Source organism: Paenibacillus sp. FSL M8-0334, assembly GCF_038000405.1.
Taxonomy (GTDB): Bacteria; Bacillota; Bacilli; order Paenibacillales; family Paenibacillaceae; genus Paenibacillus_AQ; species Paenibacillus_AQ campinasensis.
Genome location: NZ_JBBOCH010000001.1, coordinates 1,873,817 through 1,892,363 on the forward strand (window position 1 = coordinate 1,873,817; position 18,547 = coordinate 1,892,363).

At 53.1% G+C, this 18,547-nt stretch carries 19 protein-coding genes; 4 read left to right on the forward strand and 15 right to left on the reverse strand.

Annotation, left to right across the window (positions count from 1 at the left end; genetic code table 11):
* Window positions 1–12 precede the first annotated feature (12 nt).
* The 10 genes from MKX64_RS08160 to MKX64_RS08205 all read right to left on the reverse strand — a co-directional run bounded on the left by MKX64_RS08160 (window position 13) and on the right by MKX64_RS08205 (window position 10,264).
* A complete protein-coding gene (locus MKX64_RS08160) occupies window positions 13–723 on the reverse strand; it encodes a response regulator transcription factor (protein WP_095264362.1) in 711 nt (236 codons plus the stop codon).
* Window positions 724–738: 15 nt separating this feature from the next.
* Window positions 739–1,824, reverse strand: a complete 1,086-nt coding sequence (locus MKX64_RS08165; protein ID WP_230875593.1) for a glycoside hydrolase family 76 protein — start codon at window positions 1,822–1,824, stop codon at window positions 739–741.
* A 72-nt stretch (window positions 1,825–1,896) separates the two neighbouring features.
* Window positions 1,897–2,961 carry a glycoside hydrolase family 76 protein gene (locus tag MKX64_RS08170; RefSeq protein WP_179292071.1) on the reverse strand — a complete coding sequence of 355 codons (1,065 nt, stop codon included), beginning with the start codon at window positions 2,959–2,961 and terminating at the stop codon, window positions 1,897–1,899.
* A 17-nt stretch (window positions 2,962–2,978) separates the two neighbouring features.
* Entirely contained in the window at window positions 2,979–3,905 is a 927-nt protein-coding gene (locus MKX64_RS08175; protein ID WP_413773592.1) for a carbohydrate ABC transporter permease, read from the reverse strand.
* 28 nt (window positions 3,906–3,933) lie between these two features.
* Window positions 3,934–4,821, reverse strand: coding sequence for a carbohydrate ABC transporter permease (locus MKX64_RS08180; RefSeq protein WP_095264360.1), 888 nt, complete (start codon window positions 4,819–4,821; stop codon window positions 3,934–3,936).
* Window positions 4,822–4,848: 27 nt separating this feature from the next.
* The gene (locus tag MKX64_RS08185; RefSeq protein WP_095264358.1) at window positions 4,849–6,126 is read right to left on the reverse strand and encodes an ABC transporter substrate-binding protein; all 1,278 of its coding nucleotides are present in this window, start codon (window positions 6,124–6,126) and stop codon (window positions 4,849–4,851) included.
* A 331-nt stretch (window positions 6,127–6,457) separates the two neighbouring features.
* Window positions 6,458–7,642 (reverse strand): GntR family transcriptional regulator, encoded by a 1,185-nt coding sequence (locus MKX64_RS08190; RefSeq protein WP_095264356.1) that lies wholly within the window; start codon window positions 7,640–7,642, stop codon window positions 6,458–6,460.
* A gap of 225 nt (window positions 7,643–7,867) precedes the next feature.
* Window positions 7,868–8,719 (reverse strand): D-amino-acid transaminase, encoded by an 852-nt coding sequence (dat, locus tag MKX64_RS08195; protein WP_095264355.1) that lies wholly within the window; start codon window positions 8,717–8,719, stop codon window positions 7,868–7,870.
* Window positions 8,720–8,887: 168 nt separating this feature from the next.
* On the reverse strand, window positions 8,888–9,664 hold the full coding sequence (locus tag MKX64_RS08200) for an AraC family transcriptional regulator (protein WP_095264353.1): 777 nt from the start codon (window positions 9,662–9,664) through the stop codon (window positions 8,888–8,890).
* A 15-nt stretch (window positions 9,665–9,679) separates the two neighbouring features.
* Window positions 9,680–10,264: a LysE family translocator gene (locus MKX64_RS08205; protein ID WP_095264351.1), complete on the reverse strand. Its 585-nt coding sequence runs from the start codon at window positions 10,262–10,264 to the stop codon at window positions 9,680–9,682.
* Between the two features lie 236 nt (window positions 10,265–10,500).
* Between MKX64_RS08205 and MKX64_RS08210 the strand changes: the two genes are divergently transcribed.
* Window positions 10,501–11,004, forward strand: a complete 504-nt coding sequence (locus MKX64_RS08210; protein WP_095264349.1) for a DinB family protein — start codon at window positions 10,501–10,503, stop codon at window positions 11,002–11,004.
* A 429-nt stretch (window positions 11,005–11,433) separates the two neighbouring features.
* On the opposite strand, the gene MKX64_RS08215 is transcribed toward MKX64_RS08210, so the two are convergent.
* Together MKX64_RS08215 and MKX64_RS08220 are read right to left on the reverse strand one after the other, a co-directional pair.
* On the reverse strand, window positions 11,434–11,625 hold the full coding sequence (locus MKX64_RS08215; protein WP_095264346.1) for a hypothetical protein: 192 nt from the start codon (window positions 11,623–11,625) through the stop codon (window positions 11,434–11,436).
* A 30-nt stretch (window positions 11,626–11,655) separates the two neighbouring features.
* The gene (locus MKX64_RS08220; RefSeq protein WP_095264345.1) at window positions 11,656–12,510 is read right to left on the reverse strand and encodes a helix-turn-helix domain-containing protein; all 855 of its coding nucleotides are present in this window, start codon (window positions 12,508–12,510) and stop codon (window positions 11,656–11,658) included.
* A 112-nt stretch (window positions 12,511–12,622) separates the two neighbouring features.
* On the opposite strand from MKX64_RS08220, the gene MKX64_RS08225 reads away from it, so the two are divergent.
* Window positions 12,623–13,774 carry an epoxide hydrolase family protein gene (locus tag MKX64_RS08225; RefSeq protein ID WP_095264344.1) on the forward strand — a complete coding sequence of 384 codons (1,152 nt, stop codon included), beginning with the start codon at window positions 12,623–12,625 and terminating at the stop codon, window positions 13,772–13,774.
* A gap of 300 nt (window positions 13,775–14,074) precedes the next feature.
* Here MKX64_RS08225 and MKX64_RS08230 read toward each other — a convergent pair whose 3' ends face one another.
* Both MKX64_RS08230 and MKX64_RS08235 read right to left on the reverse strand, forming a co-directional pair.
* A complete protein-coding gene (locus MKX64_RS08230) occupies window positions 14,075–14,809 on the reverse strand; it encodes a hypothetical protein (protein WP_095264343.1) in 735 nt (244 codons plus the stop codon).
* A complete protein-coding gene (locus tag MKX64_RS08235; protein WP_176475543.1) occupies window positions 14,802–15,359 on the reverse strand; it encodes an RNA polymerase sigma factor in 558 nt (185 codons plus the stop codon). The genes MKX64_RS08230 and MKX64_RS08235 overlap by 8 nt, the downstream gene beginning before the upstream one ends.
* 387 nt (window positions 15,360–15,746) lie before the next feature.
* On the opposite strand from MKX64_RS08235, the gene MKX64_RS08240 reads away from it, so the two are divergent.
* Entirely contained in the window at window positions 15,747–16,475 is a 729-nt protein-coding gene (locus MKX64_RS08240; protein WP_095264341.1) for a type II toxin-antitoxin system prevent-host-death family antitoxin, read from the forward strand.
* 310 nt (window positions 16,476–16,785) lie between these two features.
* Here MKX64_RS08240 and MKX64_RS08245 read toward each other — a convergent pair whose 3' ends face one another.
* Window positions 16,786–17,376: a TetR/AcrR family transcriptional regulator gene (locus MKX64_RS08245; RefSeq protein ID WP_095264340.1), complete on the reverse strand. Its 591-nt coding sequence runs from the start codon at window positions 17,374–17,376 to the stop codon at window positions 16,786–16,788.
* Between the two features lie 170 nt (window positions 17,377–17,546).
* Between MKX64_RS08245 and MKX64_RS08250 the strand changes: the two genes are divergently transcribed.
* Complete coding sequence (locus MKX64_RS08250; protein WP_095264339.1) at window positions 17,547–18,482, forward strand: ketopantoate reductase family protein; 936 nt, start codon at window positions 17,547–17,549, stop codon at window positions 18,480–18,482.
* Window positions 18,483–18,547 lie beyond the last annotated feature (65 nt).

Sequence of the window (18,547 nt, forward strand, 5' to 3'; positions counted from 1 at the left end):
CGTTTGACCGCTTTATCTTTCCCGGTATTGCAGCGGGCTGACGCCGTACTTGTTGCGGAACAGCTTGCAGAAATACGACGGATTGTCGATGCCGACAAAGGCCGCAATATCGTTGATTTTCATGTTGGAATGGAGCAGAAGATAATCGGCTTTGCGCAGGCGGTAATCCGTAAGGTATTTGGAGAAGTTAACGCCGGTCTCCTTTTTGAACAACAGACTCAAGTAGCCGGGAGACAGATAAACCTCATTCGCCGCCTCGGACAACGAGATGTCCCGTTGATAATGGTCCTTGATGAACTGCTTGACCTGCCGGATCACCTTCGATTCCTCCGTCTCGTGGTCGGGATCGGTATGCGGCTTCTCCTGGGTCACTTGCTCCATGACCTCCAGAAATTCGTCGATGTCCAGCGGCTTGAGCAGGTAATTGACGACCCCGAGCTTGATCGCGCTGCGGGCATATTCAAACTCGCCGTACCCGCTGCAGATGACAATCTGCAGGTTTTCCTGCGTTTGTCGGGCCAGCTTGCTCAGCTCCAGGCCGTTCATCATCGGCATCCTCACATCCGTAATCAGCAGATCCACGGCATAAGATTTAAGGATTTCTCCGGCTGCGGAGCCGTTGTCCGCTTCGAGGACATGACAGGGGAACTTGTATTGATGGATCAGGTTTTTGATCCCTTCCCGTTCCGTTGCTTCATCATCAACGACCAGTACATTCATCATCCCGAAACCTCCCTCTTACGGTTGATCACGCACGCGCTCAAGGGCAGCAGCTGCCTCAAGCAGCATCAATCCGCTAAGCTGGACACTGAGCTGCACCGGCAGCTGCGGTGGCGCATCCCAGCCCGGACCGCACAGCAGCGGCGAAGGCTGCATGCCTGCCTGCCACAGACGTTCCGCGTTGGCCAGAATGATGCTGCGGACACGCGGAACAGCCGGGTCGAAACGAAGGAGCTCCATCAAGTAGCGGATCAGGATGCCCTTGAACAGTCCGGTATCATCGATGCCTTCATCGGGCAGCAGCCCGCTGTCCGGGTCGGCAAGCACCTCGAAGCAGGCCTGCGCCGTCCGCCGGGCGTCCTCCATGTAGCCGGCTTCGCCGGTGCACAGATACAGCTCGACTCCAGCGCTGATGAACACACCCTGGCAGTAGGTAAACTTCCAGTCCTTATCGATGCGGCCATCGCCCAGCCGATTGACGCCATCCCAGACAAAGCCTGTCGACGGATCGACGAGATGGGCCTTATTCCAGTCGTAAATGCGCATGGCCCAAGCCAGGTCCGCTTCATCGCCGAAACGCCGGAACAGCCGGGCCGCCAGTATGGCGGCCGGCGCGTTGGCCGGGGTGTTCTTGTAATCCAGCTGATCCTTCTTCCAGGCCATCCCGCCGCCGCAATGCTCGTTCCACGCCGTCTGAATATCCAGCCACAGCTCCAGCGTTTTCTCCTTGTACCACGGATCGCCGAATGCATCATATGCCCGCAGCAGCGCCAGCGCTGTCCATTCCATATCGTCATAATAGTTATGCTTGAACGTGCCTCCGTTATACTTCTCCAGACTGCGGCAGAAACGCCCGATTTGCGCCGGCAATTCCGGATCGCCACTGCGCTCCCAGGCGTCTACCAGAACGTCGAGGACATGGGCTTGCCACCAGTAATAGAAGTTGTCATCCGGCCGATTCTCCGTGCGCGGATACCATTGATCGAGAATTCCTGTGTCTTCATTCATGTAGCAGGCAAACAGGTCCCGATGCATTCTGGCTGCCCGATCTGCCCAGACGCCCCCTTGCGAGGATGTCAGGTGCTCGTCTTGCATTCCTTGCATTCCTTGCATTCCTTGCATTCCTTGCATTCCATGCATTCCATGCATTCCCTCCATTCCAGCCGCTCCCTTCCCTTACGCCCGTGGCGCAGAATTCAGCGCCGCCGCTTCCAGCAGCATGACACCGCTGAGCTGCGCGCTCAGCTGAACGGCCTCTCCCGATGCCGGCTTGCGGCCCCAATCGGTGCCAAAGAGCGGCAGTTCCTCCGTCGTCCCCTGCGCCTGCCATGCCGACTCTGCCTGGCCGAGAATGAACGCAGCCACATCCGCAGAAGCCGGGGCCGTCTTGGCCAGCTCCGCCAAATAGCGAATCAGAATGCCCTTGAACAGCCCGGCATCCCCTCCGCCTTCATCAGGGAGCAGGCCTGTTTCAGGCGAAGTGAATTCGCCCTGCACCACGCCGAACGTTCGCATCGCTGCTTCAAGATAAGACGTCTGTCCGCTCACCTGATACAGCTCCAGCGCCGCTCCGATGAATACCCCCTGACAGTAGGTGAACCTCCAGTCTTTATCAATCGTGCCATCGCCGGTCCGGTTCATGCCATCCCACACCAGTCCGGTTGCCGGATCAACCAGATGAGCCAGCTGCCAGTCGTAAATCCGCTGCGCCCACGCTAGATCATCCGGACTGCCAAACGCCTTGTACAGCCGTACGGCCAGAATCGCAGCGGGCGCATTGGCCGGGGTGTTTTTGTAATCGAGCTGGGACTTCTGCCAGGCAATGCCGCCGCCCATCTGCTCATTCCAACCGGTCTTGATGTCCTCCCATAACGTCAGCACAGCCGCTTTGTACTTCGGCTCGCCCGTCGCTTCGTAAGCCCGCAGCCAGGCCAGCGCCATCCATTCCATATCGTCGTACAGCTCATTGGGCCAGCGACCGCCGTTGCGCTCCAGAATACCCTCATGGAAATCCCGCAGCCGCTGTGCATACCGCTGATCTCCGGTTCGCAAAAGCCCGTCAACCAGCACGTCAACCGCGTGAGCCATCCACCAGTAATGAAAAATATCGTTGCACAATCCGTCCTCGCACGGCGTCTGAATATTGTACATGCGAATGCCGTCATTCCAGAACAGCTCGTCAAGCGCGCGCTGCGCCCGGTTGGCCCGTTCCTGCCACACTTGTGTTGTTGTTATGTTCATCTTATCTCTCCTATCTCCTATCCCTTAATTCCGCTAAACGCAATGCCTTGAATGAAATATCGCTGCAGCATGAGGAAAAGCACCAGTATCGGCAGAATCGCGACCAGCGCGCCCGCCATCATCGGCCCGTAATCCGTCTGATAATTGTATGAAAAAGCCTGCAGCCCCATTTGGATCGTCGCTTTGGCCGGATCGTTCAGCACGATCATCGGCCACAGGAAGCTGTTCCAGCCTGCCTGAAAGGTGAAGATCGCCAGCGTGGCCAGCGCCGGTTTCGTCAGCGGCAAGTATATGCGCCAGAAAATCCGGAATTCCCCGCAACCTTCAATCCGCGCCGTCTCCATCATGTCACTCGGCAATGTCAGGAAGAACTGGCGCATGAAAAACACCGCAAACGTTCCCGAGGCGCCCGGCAGAATGATGCCCCAAAACGAGTTCATCAGACCGTAACCGCCGCTGCCGAACAGATCGTTACCGCCGGCAAACGGGATATGCCGCAGCACATACACGCTCGGAATCATCGTCACAATGCCCGGAACCATCATCGAGATGAGCAAAATCCGAAAGAACGGCTTATTCATCCTGAAGTTCAGCTTGGCAAACGCATAGCCGCTAAGCGACCCGAAGAACAGATTGAGCAGCACACCGGCCGTGGCCAGCACAAAGGAGTTCCAGAAATACAGGCCAAACGGCACCGTCGTAAACGCGTTGTAATAGTGCTCAAACGTAATGTTGGTCGTGATCCATTTGATCGGCATGCTGAACATCTCGTTGTCCGGTTTAAATGAGGTCAGCACGCTCCAGTAAAAGGGCAAAAACATCACGACGGCAATCACGCTGCAGATCACGTAAAAGATGATGTTCAGCCCGCGTTTTCTCATAGGCACGCCCAGCCGCTCGGGCTGGGGGTTACTCTTCGTTTGCGGAACACTGTCTGCCGTCATCATCGTCGACCTCCCTTCAGCCGACCGTTCATACGATCGGCTCCTCCGCTTTGGTAATTCTCATGCTGATGATGGAGAATACAAGGATCGCCATCGCCAGCACAAACGCCTGTGCCGAAGCATAGCCCATCTGCAGCTGATTGAAGCCCTGCTGGTAAATCAGATACACCGGCGTCTTGGTGACATTGGCCGGACCGCCCTGGGTCAGGACGAACGCCTGGTCGAACAGCTGCAAGGCCCCGATAATGGCCATGACGCTGACAAGAAATGTCGTCGGGCGAAGCTGAGGCCAGGTAATGTAGCGGAAACAGGCGAATCGTGACGCCCCGTCCAGGCGGGCCGATTCATACAGATGCTCCGGCACGCCCTGCAGTCCCGCCAAATAAATGATCATGTTGGAGCCGACCGATTGCCACAGCGTCATCACGATGATCGACAGCATCGCCGTCTCCGTCTGGGACACCCAGGCCGGGCCGGTAATGCCGAGATAGGCCAGCAGGCCGTTGATCAGGCCGTATTCCGGGTGCAGCATCCAGATCCACACGGTCGCCGCAGCGACGGCCGAGGTCAGTGTTGGCAAGTAGTAAAAGGTGCGGAAGAGCTTGACCCCGACCTTCCGTTTGTTAAGCAGCATCGCCAGCAGCAAGGATATTAGCAGATTCAGCGGCACGAACACGACCGCATAATACATGACGTTCAGAAACGTCTGCCACAATAGCGCATCGCCGGCCAGGCGCCGGTAATTGTCCAGCCCGACCCAGTCATGGCTGCTCAGCACGTCATAATTGGTGAAGCTGAGATACAGGGCCATGACAACAGGAATGACCATAAACACGGCAAACAGCAGCATGGTTGGTGTGATGAACAGATAGGCCATTCGGGCCTGATGCTGTCCAAGCTTATTGACGGATGCCATACTTCCCTCTCCTTTCGGCGGGGCTTGTTACTCTACCACCGCGTTGTCTGCAAGTAGTTTGTCACCTTGCTCCTGGGCTTTGTTCAGCGTATCGTCCAGGCTCTGCTTGTTCTGCATGAACAGCTCCAAATTCGGGATCACCGCGTTCTCCTCCATGACGGAGTAGCCCGGATGCGTCGGACGTGTCTTGGCAAACTCCAGCGTCTCCGTAAATGGCTTCCACAGCGGATCTTCGGTGAAGAATGGATCTTCCAGCGCCGGCTTGAAGCCAGGCATGTTCAGGCTCGTTTTGGCCCACAGCAGGGCGTTGTCCTTGTTCGCCGTCCACCATTTAATGAATTCCCACGCTTCCTCCGGATGCTTGGAGCCCTGCGGAATGACCAGACCGAAGCCTCCCATCACACTGCCCTGTCCGCCATTTGGCCCGCTCGGCGGCGGCACGATGCCGTAATCGAGATCCTGGCCGTATTTGTTATACGTGCTCATCATCCACGGGCCGGTGTACAGCATCGCCACTTTGCCGGTCACAAACGCATCGGTGCCTTCCCCGAGCCCTTCCTCAAAGCCGATTTTGTACACCTTGTGCTCGTTCAGCAAGCGCTGCCAAAACGCCAGTACCTGTCTGCCCTGATCGTTGTTGAAATTCGTCTTCCCATCCTCAGTCATCATCTGGCCGCCAGCCTGCTGCAAGTACATGTTAAACAGCCCCGGATCGCCCATTGAGAAGCCGGCCACCTCCAGCTTGCTGCCATTCCATACCGTAAGCGCCTTGGCCGCCTGCTCCAATTCATTCCAGTTCGTCGGCGGCTCCAGCCCTGCGTCTGCAAACATCTTCTTGTTATAGAACAACGCCCGGGCGTCTACCGTTAACGGCAGACCGTAGAGCTTGCCGTTATGCGTAAGTTCCTTTAACGATTCCTCGTAAAAATCCCCTTCGTTCAAGCCGTCCCTGGTCATGTATTCGTCAATAGGCCGCAGCACGTTCTTCGGTGCATAAAGCGAGGTTCTCCAGCGGTCCCAGAACAGAATGTCCGGCGCTCCACCGCTCGTGGCAGCGGTCAGAAACTTCGTGACCATGTCCTGCTGCAGCACGTATTTGACCTCGATTCGATCCTGCGATTTGTTGAATGCATCCACCATCGTCTCAAACTGCTTCTGGCCTTCGCCGCCCCAATCGCCCCAAAAGGTCAATTGAACCTTGCCGCTGCTGCTTCCCTCGGCTCCACTGCCACCGCTGCCTCCGCAGCCTGCCAGCAGTCCGCCGAACATCACCACCGTCAGCATCATGATCAGCCACTTTCTCATACATAAACCTCCCCTTGATTTAGGCTTGATAAATATAAAGCGCTTTCAGTAAATATAGTATATTGGCATGATATCATTATGTCAATAAACAAAAACGAGCGGTTCACTGATATGAATACATATATCATCTAGTCGAATCTGAACGGCCCCGCACATTTAGCGGACCAACGCAAAAGGACCTCAATCTCCACGATACTGTGGAATTTGAGATCCTTTCCGTTCTATATTGGCATGTGCTCATGTCCTACGGTCCTACGACGACTGCGCAGACAATCCCCTTGGATAATCATGCTCCATAGTGGGACAGGCATGGAGCATGGTCTCAGCGCCGCTACTTGTTGTGGTGACGGGCCGGGCCTGTGGATTCCCCCTGCACCAGCTGAGCCGGAAGCTTGATCTTGTTCGCAGCCGGCTCCTGCTCCATGATGGCCAGCACGTTCTCCACCGCCAGCTTGCCCATGCCTTCTTCGTTTTGGCGCATGTGGGTGAAGGCGTATCCTTCCCCGATCCGAAATGGCGGGCTGTCGAAGCAGATGATCGAAAGATCTCCCGGGATGCTTAACCCCAGGCGTGTTGCAGCAGCCTTCGCCAGCAGAGCAATATAATATTCAATCGCAAAAATCGCCGTAATCGATGGATGCTCCTGAAGATGCCGCATAATTCTGCTAATATCCCGCTCAATATTCTCATCATTGAAGGAGTTCGGCAGCGTGGAAGTCAGATCGCTAATCCACAGGCTGCGGTCCACCGCCACGCCGCGTCCGGCATGGGCCTGGACGAAGCCCTCAATCCGGTCCTCGACCGCAGACGTATCCACCGGCGGCGGGGACAAGAGGGCAATATGCGTATGCCCGAGGTCGAACAGATGCTCGGCCGCCACAGAAGCCGCCTTCGTATTGTCTGTGCTGATCGAGGCCGCAGCCACCCCTTTGATCTCCCGGTCGATCAGGACGAGCGGAAAACGCTCAATGACCAGCTTGAGAATTTCGGCGTTAAAGAACTCTCCCTGTGCCGGAAACACGATCAGCCCGTCGACGCCAAGCTGAAGCAGCTTGCGAATCGTGGCCTCTTCGTTCTCCTGGACGCCGAATGTCCGCCGCAGCACCAGAAAGCCGTCCAATTCCCGCGCGGCATCCTCCATTCCATAGATCAAGCGGGTGCCGTAGCTCCCGGCAAAATCGGTCAGGACCACGCCGATCAGCTTCCCGGCCTGCTCTTGCCCGGCCCGTTTCATTCCCGCGCTGCCTTCATGCTGCCCGCTCACCGCCGCATCCCCCAAGTCAGCCTCCGGGTCTGCCACGAACGAGCCGCGCCCCGGCTTTCGCACGATCATCCGCTCGGCCGCCAGCAGCTCCATCGCCTTCTTGCTCGTGATTCGGCTCACATGATACGCTTCGGCCAGCTCCTTCTCCGAAGGAATCCGATCCCCTGGCTTATAGTCCTGCGACAAAATCTGCCGCTTCATATCATCAAAGATCTTCTCGTACATCGGTTTGGACGAGGTCGTGTCACTCATGATAATCCTCCCGCATATCCTCCAAAAGGACTTGATATATATTATAATATATCATGATATATTGCCAATGTCGAATCATGTACAACAACGATTAGACATGACCAGGAAATAGCGTGAGCTGATGGAGGTAACACAGGCATAATAAAAGCCTGCTGAGCGCGAACGGTCTCAACAGGCTGAACTCCTTCCCTGCTCCAGGAAAGAAGGTTTAAATTTACGTGCTAGTCAGCGCAGTCCCGGCGCTTCGGCAAGCCCAATCTTCTGCTCGAATCCGTTCTGCAGCAGCTGGGTAATGACGCCGGGAATCCCCGACCCCACCTGCGTACCGTTAATGATCGTAACCGGCATCACTTCCTTGATCGTGCTGGTGATAAACACCTCGTCGGCCTCCAGCAGCTCCTCCAGGGTAAAGGCGGTGTTCTGGTATGGAATACCGCTTTGCTTCGCCAACCGCTCAACCACCTGCTTCGTAATGCCGTCCAAAATCCACGGTCCGTTCGGATGGGTGTAGATTGTTCCGTTCTTGACCATCATCACATTGGATGAAGTCGCTTCTGTCACCCGTCCGTCGCGAATGAGAACCGCCTCTTCGGCTCCGGCCTCGGCCGCTTCCTGACGCGCCAGCGTGTTCGCCAGCAAGTTCAGCGATTTGATATGGCATTTGTGCCAGCGCTCATCTTCCAGGGAAATGACGGCAATGCCCTTTTTCAGCTGATCCACCGGCCGTGCAGCCTCTTCGCAGTATCCCAGCATCACCGGCTCAGCCGCTTCCGGAAACAGGTGCGAACGCTTGGCCACCCCGCGCGTGATCTGCAAATACAAAATGCCGTCCTTCCTGCCAAACGTCTCCGCCAGAGATGTCAGCATGCCAACCAGCTGTTCCTCATTCCATGGAATTTCTATACGGATTTCGCGCAAGCTCTTGAACAACCGGGTCAGATGGGCCTGCACCTCAAACAGATGACCGTCATAAATACGGAACACCTCATATATTCCGTCACCGAAATAGTAGCCGCGATCCAGGTAAGAGACCTGAATTTCATTGTCCTGCACGAGTCTGCCATTCCATAACAACATGATCTCCACTCCTGTCATCGTGATTTTGGGAAGTGATAAAAGAGTTATTTCCCCTAATTAAAGGACGTTTGCCCTCGATCGTCAACTGTTAATTTTAGCGAGTGTCCCCGAATAAGACCACTGGCGCTGATACTCCGACAGATCATGGAATGGCGAACGATGTAGCGGCTACTCAATATACGACAGATACTCCATGGCCGTGATGCCGTATACCCGCTTGAAATGGCGGTTGAGATGCGACAGGTCGACAAACCCGCAGGCGGCAACAGCCGAATAGATGTCCTTCTTCTGCTCGATGATGCGCTTGGCATGTTCCAGCTTGCTGTTCAAGAAGAAACGATACGGCGAAATGCCCGTGCTCGCTTTGAATGCCCGGATGAACTGGTACTTGGTCATGCCAAGCTCCCTGGACAGCTCATCAAGCTTTAACACGTCATTCAGACTGGCGTGGATCATGTCCTTCGCTCGCGTGATCAGGCGGTCGTTCCTCCGGGGCATGACCTGCATATCGATGTCTGAGAAATGATGCGCAATCCGGATCAGCATCTCGCTGCACACCGCTTCATCCTGATCGCTGAAGATGGCGCGAACCAGGCTTAATATGCTATGCTCCAGCCTGCGGTTATACACGATGGGTGCATCGAATTTGACGATGTCTTTTTTGCCGAGCAGATCCAGAAACAAGCCGGGCTGAATGTAGATCATCACGTAGTCGATGCCGCTTCGGTCCTGGGCTCTTCCGTCATGCACCTGCTCCGGATGGAACAGCATGACGCCGTCCCGATAGGAGGACTGGAAGCTGCCGTCCAGGTTGTACTGCTGCACACCGCGCAGCGTCACGCCCATGGCATATTCCTCATGGCAGTGCTTGACGTAAGTGAAGTCGGCCATGCTGGCAGTCAGCGCCGTGATGCCTGCTCTTTTTTTATAGATAAATTTATCCATGTCGACTCCCCCCATTTACCTCAGCAGTCCTGATACCTCGATCGCCGAATACACCAGCAGCAAAGCCAGGACGATGTTCGTGGCCTTCTGATGCCGCTGCAAAAATTGTTTAAACACCATGCCAAACAACGCCCAGGTCATAAACGCCATAAAGCCGATCACTGTAATGACGACGACAAACAGCGATAAAGCCGCCGCTGAATGATAATAGGGCATGACATAGCCGGGGATGACGGTCGTTGTGAACAGCCAGATTTTCGGATTGACAAACTGCATCATGTACCCGGATTTAAAGGTCGCCGCCTGCGTGTCCGCATCCCCGGACAGCTTCATCGTACTTACCTGATAAGCCAGATAGAGCATATACAGACTCCCGATGATCTGCATTACGACGATGATTTTGGGCAGCGCAGCCACCATCACCTGGTTGAACAGGGCAGATACCGCCAGCAGCATGCCGAAGGCAGCCGTCGCTCCGAACATGTATCGAAAAGCTTCTTTTATTCTAACACGATGCGCAATGGATAAAATGGCGATGTTGGTTGGCCCCGGTGTAAAGGTGGCGATAACACAATACGTTAGAAACGATAATAAGCTCATGACTGTACCTCCATGCATTTTCATGCATGATACACCTGGAGGCAACTTTCGGTATAGTACGATATTGCAGCGAGACAGCATCCTTTAGTCCAAACATCGAATTCGGCAAATTTAGCACGGAGATTGGAACCATTTCCCCATTGAAGTACAATATTCACGGGCCTTACTCGGGGAAAGTTGCGAGCATTAAGGGGTTCCCTATAAAAAGGATTGTGATGAAAGGAGAAATGTAAATTATGTATGCAGCTATCGAGCAATTTCTGAACGATTGGAAACAGGAGGCTGAGCTGACACTTGAAGTGCTGGACAAGCTGACAGACGCTTCATTAAACCAAGCGGTGTCAGAGGCCCAGCCGCGCACGCTCGGCGATATCGCATGGCATATCACCCAGAGTGTCAGCGTATTCTTTAGTCAAATCGGGCTGGAGCAAGAGATTCCTTCTCCTGAGGGATCTGCCGCTGCCATCGCTGAGGCTTACCGCCGTAGCAGTGAATCGGCCATTACCGAACTCCGCAACAAATGGGCAGGACAGGACGAGAAGCTGCAGGAGCCGGTAAAGCTATTTGGCTTCATTGAAACCACGAATGCCGGGGTACTGAATACCCTTGTTCGCCACCAGATCCACCACCGAGGCCAGCTCACCATCCTGATGCGTCAGGCCGGACTGGCAGCGCCAGGCGTGTATGGGCCGAATGAGGAAGAGACGGCTGCAATGAGCGCCGCGAGGGAGCAGTCGTAGAACTGACGGTAAGGGGCTGCGTAGCGGAAACTCGTTAAGGCTGCCAGAGAGGCTGTTGAGCTGAGTTATTGGATCGAATATTATGAATAAGAGCACAAGGGGGCTCCTGGTATCCCCGCTCACGACCTTTGCATGATTATCCCTTTCATTCAGGGAGCAGTGAGCGAGGATCTGGAGATTGAGTTGGGGGAGGGGATCATCACTCGAGAAGGGAACTTAACCACGCCAAAAAGAGACCGCCCTTCTAACCCCATGGCCGCCTCTCACAAACTTTGGATGTGGCCATGCTTTGGCCCAAATCGACATCCTCCTTCACTCCAACTTAGTTCAGCACATTTTAAGATAAGGAAATATCGTGGATGATTCAGATAACGTACTTAAGCACATGAATAATTAAGCTGTATATCTAAGTGGAATGGACGCTTTGATCTACTTCTTCATTTTGACATACCTTACGAACCAGTATAGAAAAATCCAAGGAAGCACATACAAGGTTGCCCACTCCACGAGACGAATGAAACCACTCACATCTATACCGTCTTTAAAAGTCTGGGTAGCCACAACACCAATAATAAAAATACCGATCATCAACAGAGACAACTTTAGCGGGTTTTTGAACATAAGAATTCCTCCTTCCTAGACCAGCCTCGACTATTGAACATTCGAAAATTTGCGAGACATTACCCGATATGCCGTCGGCGTCATCCCGCGCTTGGATGTGAATTGTTTGATGAAATAGGTGTCGTACTCAAATCCGGTGGCCAGGGCGATATCATTCAGGTTCATGTCCGTATGTGTCAGCAGATCAGCCGCCACCTTCAGCCGATGGGAGAGTAAATAACCGATAGCTGTAGTCCCGCATCGTTCCTGGAACAGCTTGTTCAACGTTACCCGATTCAAATGGGCACACTTCGTCAATTCCTCCAACGAAATTTTTCGGGAATAGTGGGTGTGGATATATTCCAGCGCCGCATCAACAGGCGATTGTTCGCTACCGTGACTCAAATCCTCCAGCAATCCGAATATTTGGATGAGGTATTTTTTGATCCTGCATGCCCAGCGCGCATCACTTTGCGCATGTACTTCCGTGCCGAGGATGAAGAACCACTCAAATAATAAGGGGTAGGCTTTCTCGGTAATGCGCGGGACACCTGTATGTGATCCATCTCTTCGAAACAAGGCCAGTCCCGTTTGTATGCTTGGAGTCTGCGGAAAGTAATGCTGCGTTTCGGATAATTTAACAGAATGGAGAAAGTCGCGATGGAAGCGAAAAGATTGCGCAGCAACGTCTTGCTTCTCCATCACCTTCAGTTCATCAGCTTCGGACAAGCACAGGATGCCGGGAGCGGCAACGGAGATCGGCCGTTCATTCAAGATCCCGTTCAGCTTTCCGGACGTGATGAATACAAGAGACAGACGGTCAGGGTCAGGAAGCGCACGAAAGTCCTCCACAGCAAAAAAATCAATGTTCACCACACGATTTTTGAATCGGTCGATTTGCGGCATAGCAGTCACCTATAGTCAGATAGTATAGTTAAAAGCTTCATTTATGCCAGTGTACCATACCTGCATCAGGGATATAATGACGACGATGGAACAGACAAGGAGGGTGCTCAAGATGGCTATTGAACGATTTCATATTCACATCGCCGATGAGGTTCTGGATGATCTGAAATACAGACTGCATCATACCCGCTGGCCGGACACATTGGACAACTCAGGCTGGGAACGAGGCACGGAATTAAGCTACCTGAAATCGCTCGTTACGTACTGGAAAAATCATTATGATTGGCGAAAACACGAATCTGAGCTGAACAGCATGTCCCAGTTTATCTGCCATATGGACGGGATGGATGTGCATTATGTACTTGAACGCGGCAAAGGGCCTAACCCTCTCCCCCTCATTCTTACCCACGGATGGCCCGACAGTTATCTTCGGTATCACAAAGTCATCCCGCTGCTGACCGATCCAGCCAGCTACGGCGGTGACCCCGAGGATGCCTTTGACGTCATCGTCCCTTCATTGCCCGGATTCGGGTTCTCCAGTCATCCTGAATATCCTGGCGTCAACAATTCACGCGTTGCCGAGATGTGGGCTGCACTCATGACCGAGCAGTTAGGCTACTCTAAATTTGCCGCCGCGGGCGGAGATATGGGCTCCGGGGTGACCCGATATTTGGCCGCCAACTATCCCGAAGTGTTATACGGCATCCATTTAACCGATATCGGGATTATTCGTGATCTTCTGGCTGCCACGGATCTGACCCAGCTCTCAGAAGAAGAGCTTCATTACAGGGACAACGCTTCGGCATGGATCGCACAAGAGGGCGGCTATATGTCCATTCAATCAACGCGCCCCCAGACGCTGGCGTATGGACTTTCCGACTCGCCGGCTGGTGTAGCAGGGTGGCTCCTCGAGAAGTTCCGGTCATGGAGCGATTGCAACGGCGATCTTGAACAGAAATTCAGCAAGGACGAGCTTATCACCCATATTATGATGTATTGGGTCACAAACACGATTGGTTCGGCAGCACATATGTATTATGAGAATACGCATTCTCTGCCGCCACTGAGCCGTATCGAGGTTCCGACAGGCCTTGCCCTATTCCAGGCTGATGTCTTACTGCCCCCTGAGGAATGGGCCAAACGCAACCTGAATATTACCCGCTGGACTAAGCTGCCACGGGGCGGGCATTTTACCGCTTTGGAAGAGCCGGAGCTTTTTGCGGAGGATATCCGGGCATTCTTCAGACCTTATCGAACGACATAACATGCAGGGAACGCGCGATGGTTTCGAGAGAAGAAAAGTCGGCCATAAAGAAGAGGCTAACCGGTCCGGTTAGCCTCTTCTGGATTGGGTTCGTGTCTCCCTGACCACACACGTCCGATCTCCATTGCGAGCCAAAACACCGGGTTCAGTGTCCCGTACTTTGGTGTGCATATGATAGGTGAGATTATTCTAACGTTTAAGTTGATAGTTGCCGTGCCCCTTCACCACTTCGCTCACTTCAACTGTTATCTGATCCGCGCCAAGCTTTCGCCAGCCCGTAATATACCAGGCTAACGCAGATCATCGTGAATCCCGTTCCTCGAACTCATCAAGCGGCGTTCCCATGTCATCAGTAGTCATCAGCTCAATCCAAGTGATCATCCGGGTATCATTAGACACCGTGACCTCAATCGCCTCTTCATAGACCATCGGAATCGAGTCCCGCAGCATCAGACGAAGCTCGTAGACGGTGCTCCCCGTATCTGGATTGTCCATCTCGATGTTGTCCTTGATGGAGTTAACCTCGTCCACGTACACCTCGTACACCCAAGGGCTGGACACATCATAGCGCTCAAGCGGTTGTTTAACGTCAGGAGCCGCCCAAATCTCCGGCGACGGGCCGCCCCAGATGCCAATCTCCCGTTTCATAAGCGCGGCTGCCAAGGTTACGATAGTGCGGTCGCTGCCCTCCCTGGTCTCATTCTCCGGGGAGCCCCACCAGTCGTAATTACCACCGTCTCCGGGCTGGATGCCAGTCTGAATCGTTCCTCCCCCCTGATGAACCGGGCCAGGGCCAGGAGGATCCGGAGCGGTAACATATGCGGCATGGCTCCCGAACCAGATCCCCACACCAAGCAGCACCAGCATGGCAGGTAGGACAAACGCAGCCGTCCGGCTCCATCTGCTCCGCAATCGGCTCCGTTCTGCAGTCCGGATCCGTTCCTCCACCCGTTCCATCATCTCTATCCCAAACCGCCGTTCCTTAAAAGGAGGTTGACCTAACCTCTTATCCCATTCCGGCTTCCATTCATGCATCCTTATTCGCTCCTCTCCAATCAGCGGCCGCCTTCTGCTTGGCCCTGTAGATTCGGGACTTCACCGTCCCTGATGAAAGACCCGTTATGGCGGCTATTTCATCCATGGACAGCTGGTGGTACACACTCAGCACCAGCGGATCGCGAAATTTGGCAGGCAGCTTCAGAACCTGCTGCCATAATTCATCCACCGCCTCCCGCTCCAAGTATTCGGACTCCGCCGATGGGGACGACGGCATTCCTGACGAGCCAGCCTCTCCTTCGTTCGGCGTCCGCTCCCCAAGCAGCACCACTCTGCGCAGAAACGCCCGCTTGAGATAGGAAAAGGCGGTGTTGCGTGTAATTGTGAGCAGCCAGGTCTTGACCGAAGCCTCCCCGCGAAAGGAGCCGTAACGTTGATAGGCTTTAATAAACACATCCTGCGCTACGTCATCCGCCGTATGTGTATTTCGGGTGATCGCATAAGCATAATTCCAGACGTCCTCGCCGTAAGCTTGCATCAGCGTCCGGATATCCGACAAACTCAATTCCCCGCCACGCTGAAACTCCATCTCCTTCAAGCCGCTCTCCTCCCTTTACCTAAACAGACTCCGCATAGAGGGGGAAAGTTCCCGAACAATATAAGTTGAACTGAAAAACGTTGTATTAAAAACGCGTCAACCAAAAAGCTAGAATGAACATGGACCAGTAAAAAAGCCAAATCAATAAATCCGCAGATGAGGCAAGCCCAGCATCCCTAAGATGCCGTAAGACTACCCAGCGGTACATTTTACCGATATCTCTGCATAGTTTGTGAAATCCAGAACAAATATTAGCTAATATGCCCTTATGGAATCATTGTTTTCATCTTAATTATAGTATATCTGCCTATTTTTCATTGATACCCACGTTTAAATTAGCTAGAATGAAATAAAGTTAGCTAAATTGAGGTGGATGTTATGCGAGTGCCTTCAACCGATATGCAAAACAATTTCGGAAAGTATCTAAAGTTTGCAGAAGCTAATGAGGAAATCATCGTGACGAGGAACGGCAGAGATGTGGCGCGATTGACAGCTTATACCGAAACGGATGAACTTGTCCTAAGGGAGGGAGCTGTGAAGTATTCAGCTGACAAGAACGACAGAGTCACCTACGAGGAATTCCTGGAACTGACGGAAGCGTCAGAACAGCGGTACGAGCTGATCGACGGCGTCGTATACAACTTGGCCTCCCTTTCGTACAAGCACCAGCATGCGGTACTTGTACTGCTTGGCACATTTTACAACTGGTTTAAGGGTAAATCCTGCACACCTCTAACTTCTCCATTCGATATTACTTTGAAGAAGGAGGAGGACAATATCTGTGTTGTGCAGCCGGATCTGGTTGTCATCTGTGATAAAGATCAAATCGATGAGAAGGGTAAATACAAGGGTACACCAGACCTGACCATCGAAGTGCTGTCTCCTTCCACGCGCAGCAGGGACATGATCCCGAAGCTTGATCTGTATCGGCAATGCGGCGTTATGGAGTATTGGGTTGTTGACCCGATTAAAGCTCAAGTCATTGTGTATTCCTTGTCAGACGGCGATATCTCCGATGTGAGCTATTACGCTCAAGGCCGTGACCCTTATGCGGAATCCCAACTGTATCCGGGTTTGCAAGTTTCAATCCAAGACCTATTCGCGTGAGGGGTATGATGCGGACAGCTTACTACTAAATACTCCAGCTCAGCTTACCGTTACAAACTTGCAGGTTACGGTTGGCAAGTTAACAGCCTGCGGGGGGTGCAACATAAAACTTACAGCTTGCACCTTGTACCTTGCAACCTGCGAACAGCCGCCCCCCAACGAACCTGGTGTCCACCCCGGTGTCCACCCCCAACATCCTAGCACACCACGATCCAGCTGGAAGGCGGCTAAGCTTGTTCCACACAATCATCTCAGGTGGATTCGTCTTCGGCTGATCCTTGTCATACCCCAGGCTTCAGTTTCAATACTGTCATGAATTCCTGTTAATGAATAAGTGACTCCCCTGTACAGTCAAACCCCGTTCCAGGCTTGCCAGCAGCAGAAGCACCTGATCCACCATTTCTTCCGGCTTGCAAGGCATGGAATGGACCATCCACCACTCTAGCAAACCGGTAATTCCTACGCTCAGAAACTGCACCATGACCTCCTCGTTAACACCAGGGTTGAGATCGGATTCCTTGATGTATTGCTCGACCCCTTGTTTGGTCATCTCCATCATCCGGTTGCGGAACACGGGCACGCCTTGGCCCGAGATCAGCACAGAGTAAATCGTAGCATTCTGCTCTAGAAATTCAAATGTGCTAAGCAGCAGCTTTTTGGAAGGAACCCTGTTCAACGCCCCGTCAGGCATACAGCTTTCCTCAAGCAAGTGCAGGTATGTTTCTATGCACTGATCCAGCAGATTGTACTTATCGGTAAAATGAAGATACACGGTTCCCCGGTTTACATTCGCGCGCTCCGCGATTTCGTTAATCGTTATTTTCTCAAAACTCTTCTCCCCCATCAGCTCGATAAAAGCTTCAAAAATGGACTGTCTCGTTTTGGCAATACGTCGATCCATATGAACCTCAGCTCCTTTTCTTAGACACGATGACCCCAATATGTTGAAAATTGAACAAAATCAACAATTTTAGCGATTGATCCGCCGTTTGCGCTGATGCTACTGTAATTGTAAATCAACAAAAGTTAATTTTTCAACAGATGTTTATTTAGAGAGAGCGAGGAGAACAAATGAGAATATTGATTTATGGAGCGGGCGTACTAGGCAGTTATCTGGCGCATGTGCTGGTGCGGGGCGGCAATGACGTCACCATGCTGGCGAGGGGGAAACGAGCTGAAGAACTGAAGCAGGATGGGCTCGTCATCCGACATCATATACAGCGGAAGACAACGGTGGATCGAACGCATGTGATTGAATCGCTGGCAGATCATGATAGCTATGACCTCATTTTTGTCGTGATGAAATATACCGATTTCCCGGCAATTCTGCCGATTCTGGCAAAGAACCGCAGCCGCAATATCATACTGGTGGGTAATAATACAGATGCACATCAGATGGAGGAATACCTTCAAACCCATAGCGACACGTCCAAGCATATCGCCTTCGGATTCCAAGTAAGCGGCGGCCGACGCGAGAAAGATCGAATGGTCGCTGTCCGCTTCGGCGCCGGGGAGATGGTGATTGGCGGATTGAATGGGGATATTCCTTTTAAGGCCGTGCTTGACCAGGCTTTTGCCAAGACAAAGTACAAGCTAACCTATCACGATCAGATGGACGCTTGGCTTAAGAACCACATCATCCCGATACTAGGGCTCAATATCGCCACCCGCATTCATGGTGGGCAGATGAATAAGGTCGCTCGCGACACCAAGCTGCTGCGCCTCGCCATCGAAGCAGTAGATGAAGGATTTCAAGTGCTGGAGACGCTAGGCTATCCCCTTGTTCCAGCCAAACAAGCCCAATTCATACGCAACCGCAAATCCATGATGCTTGTGCTGCTAAAGATCTATCATCGGTTGTCAGTGAGCCGAATGATCGACGGAAATTTCAGTGAGATCGAGGCGCTCACCCGTGTGTTCAACGATTGGAAAAACGAAGCAAGCATTCCGACACCCGCTTGGGACCAGCTTCAGCAGCTGCTAAAGGACAAGACAGGGGCTGTGTAAGTATTAAAAAGAGGCTGTTCCTTATGGAACAGCCTCTTTAGCTGTCTGCGGCAAGCAGAACGCAG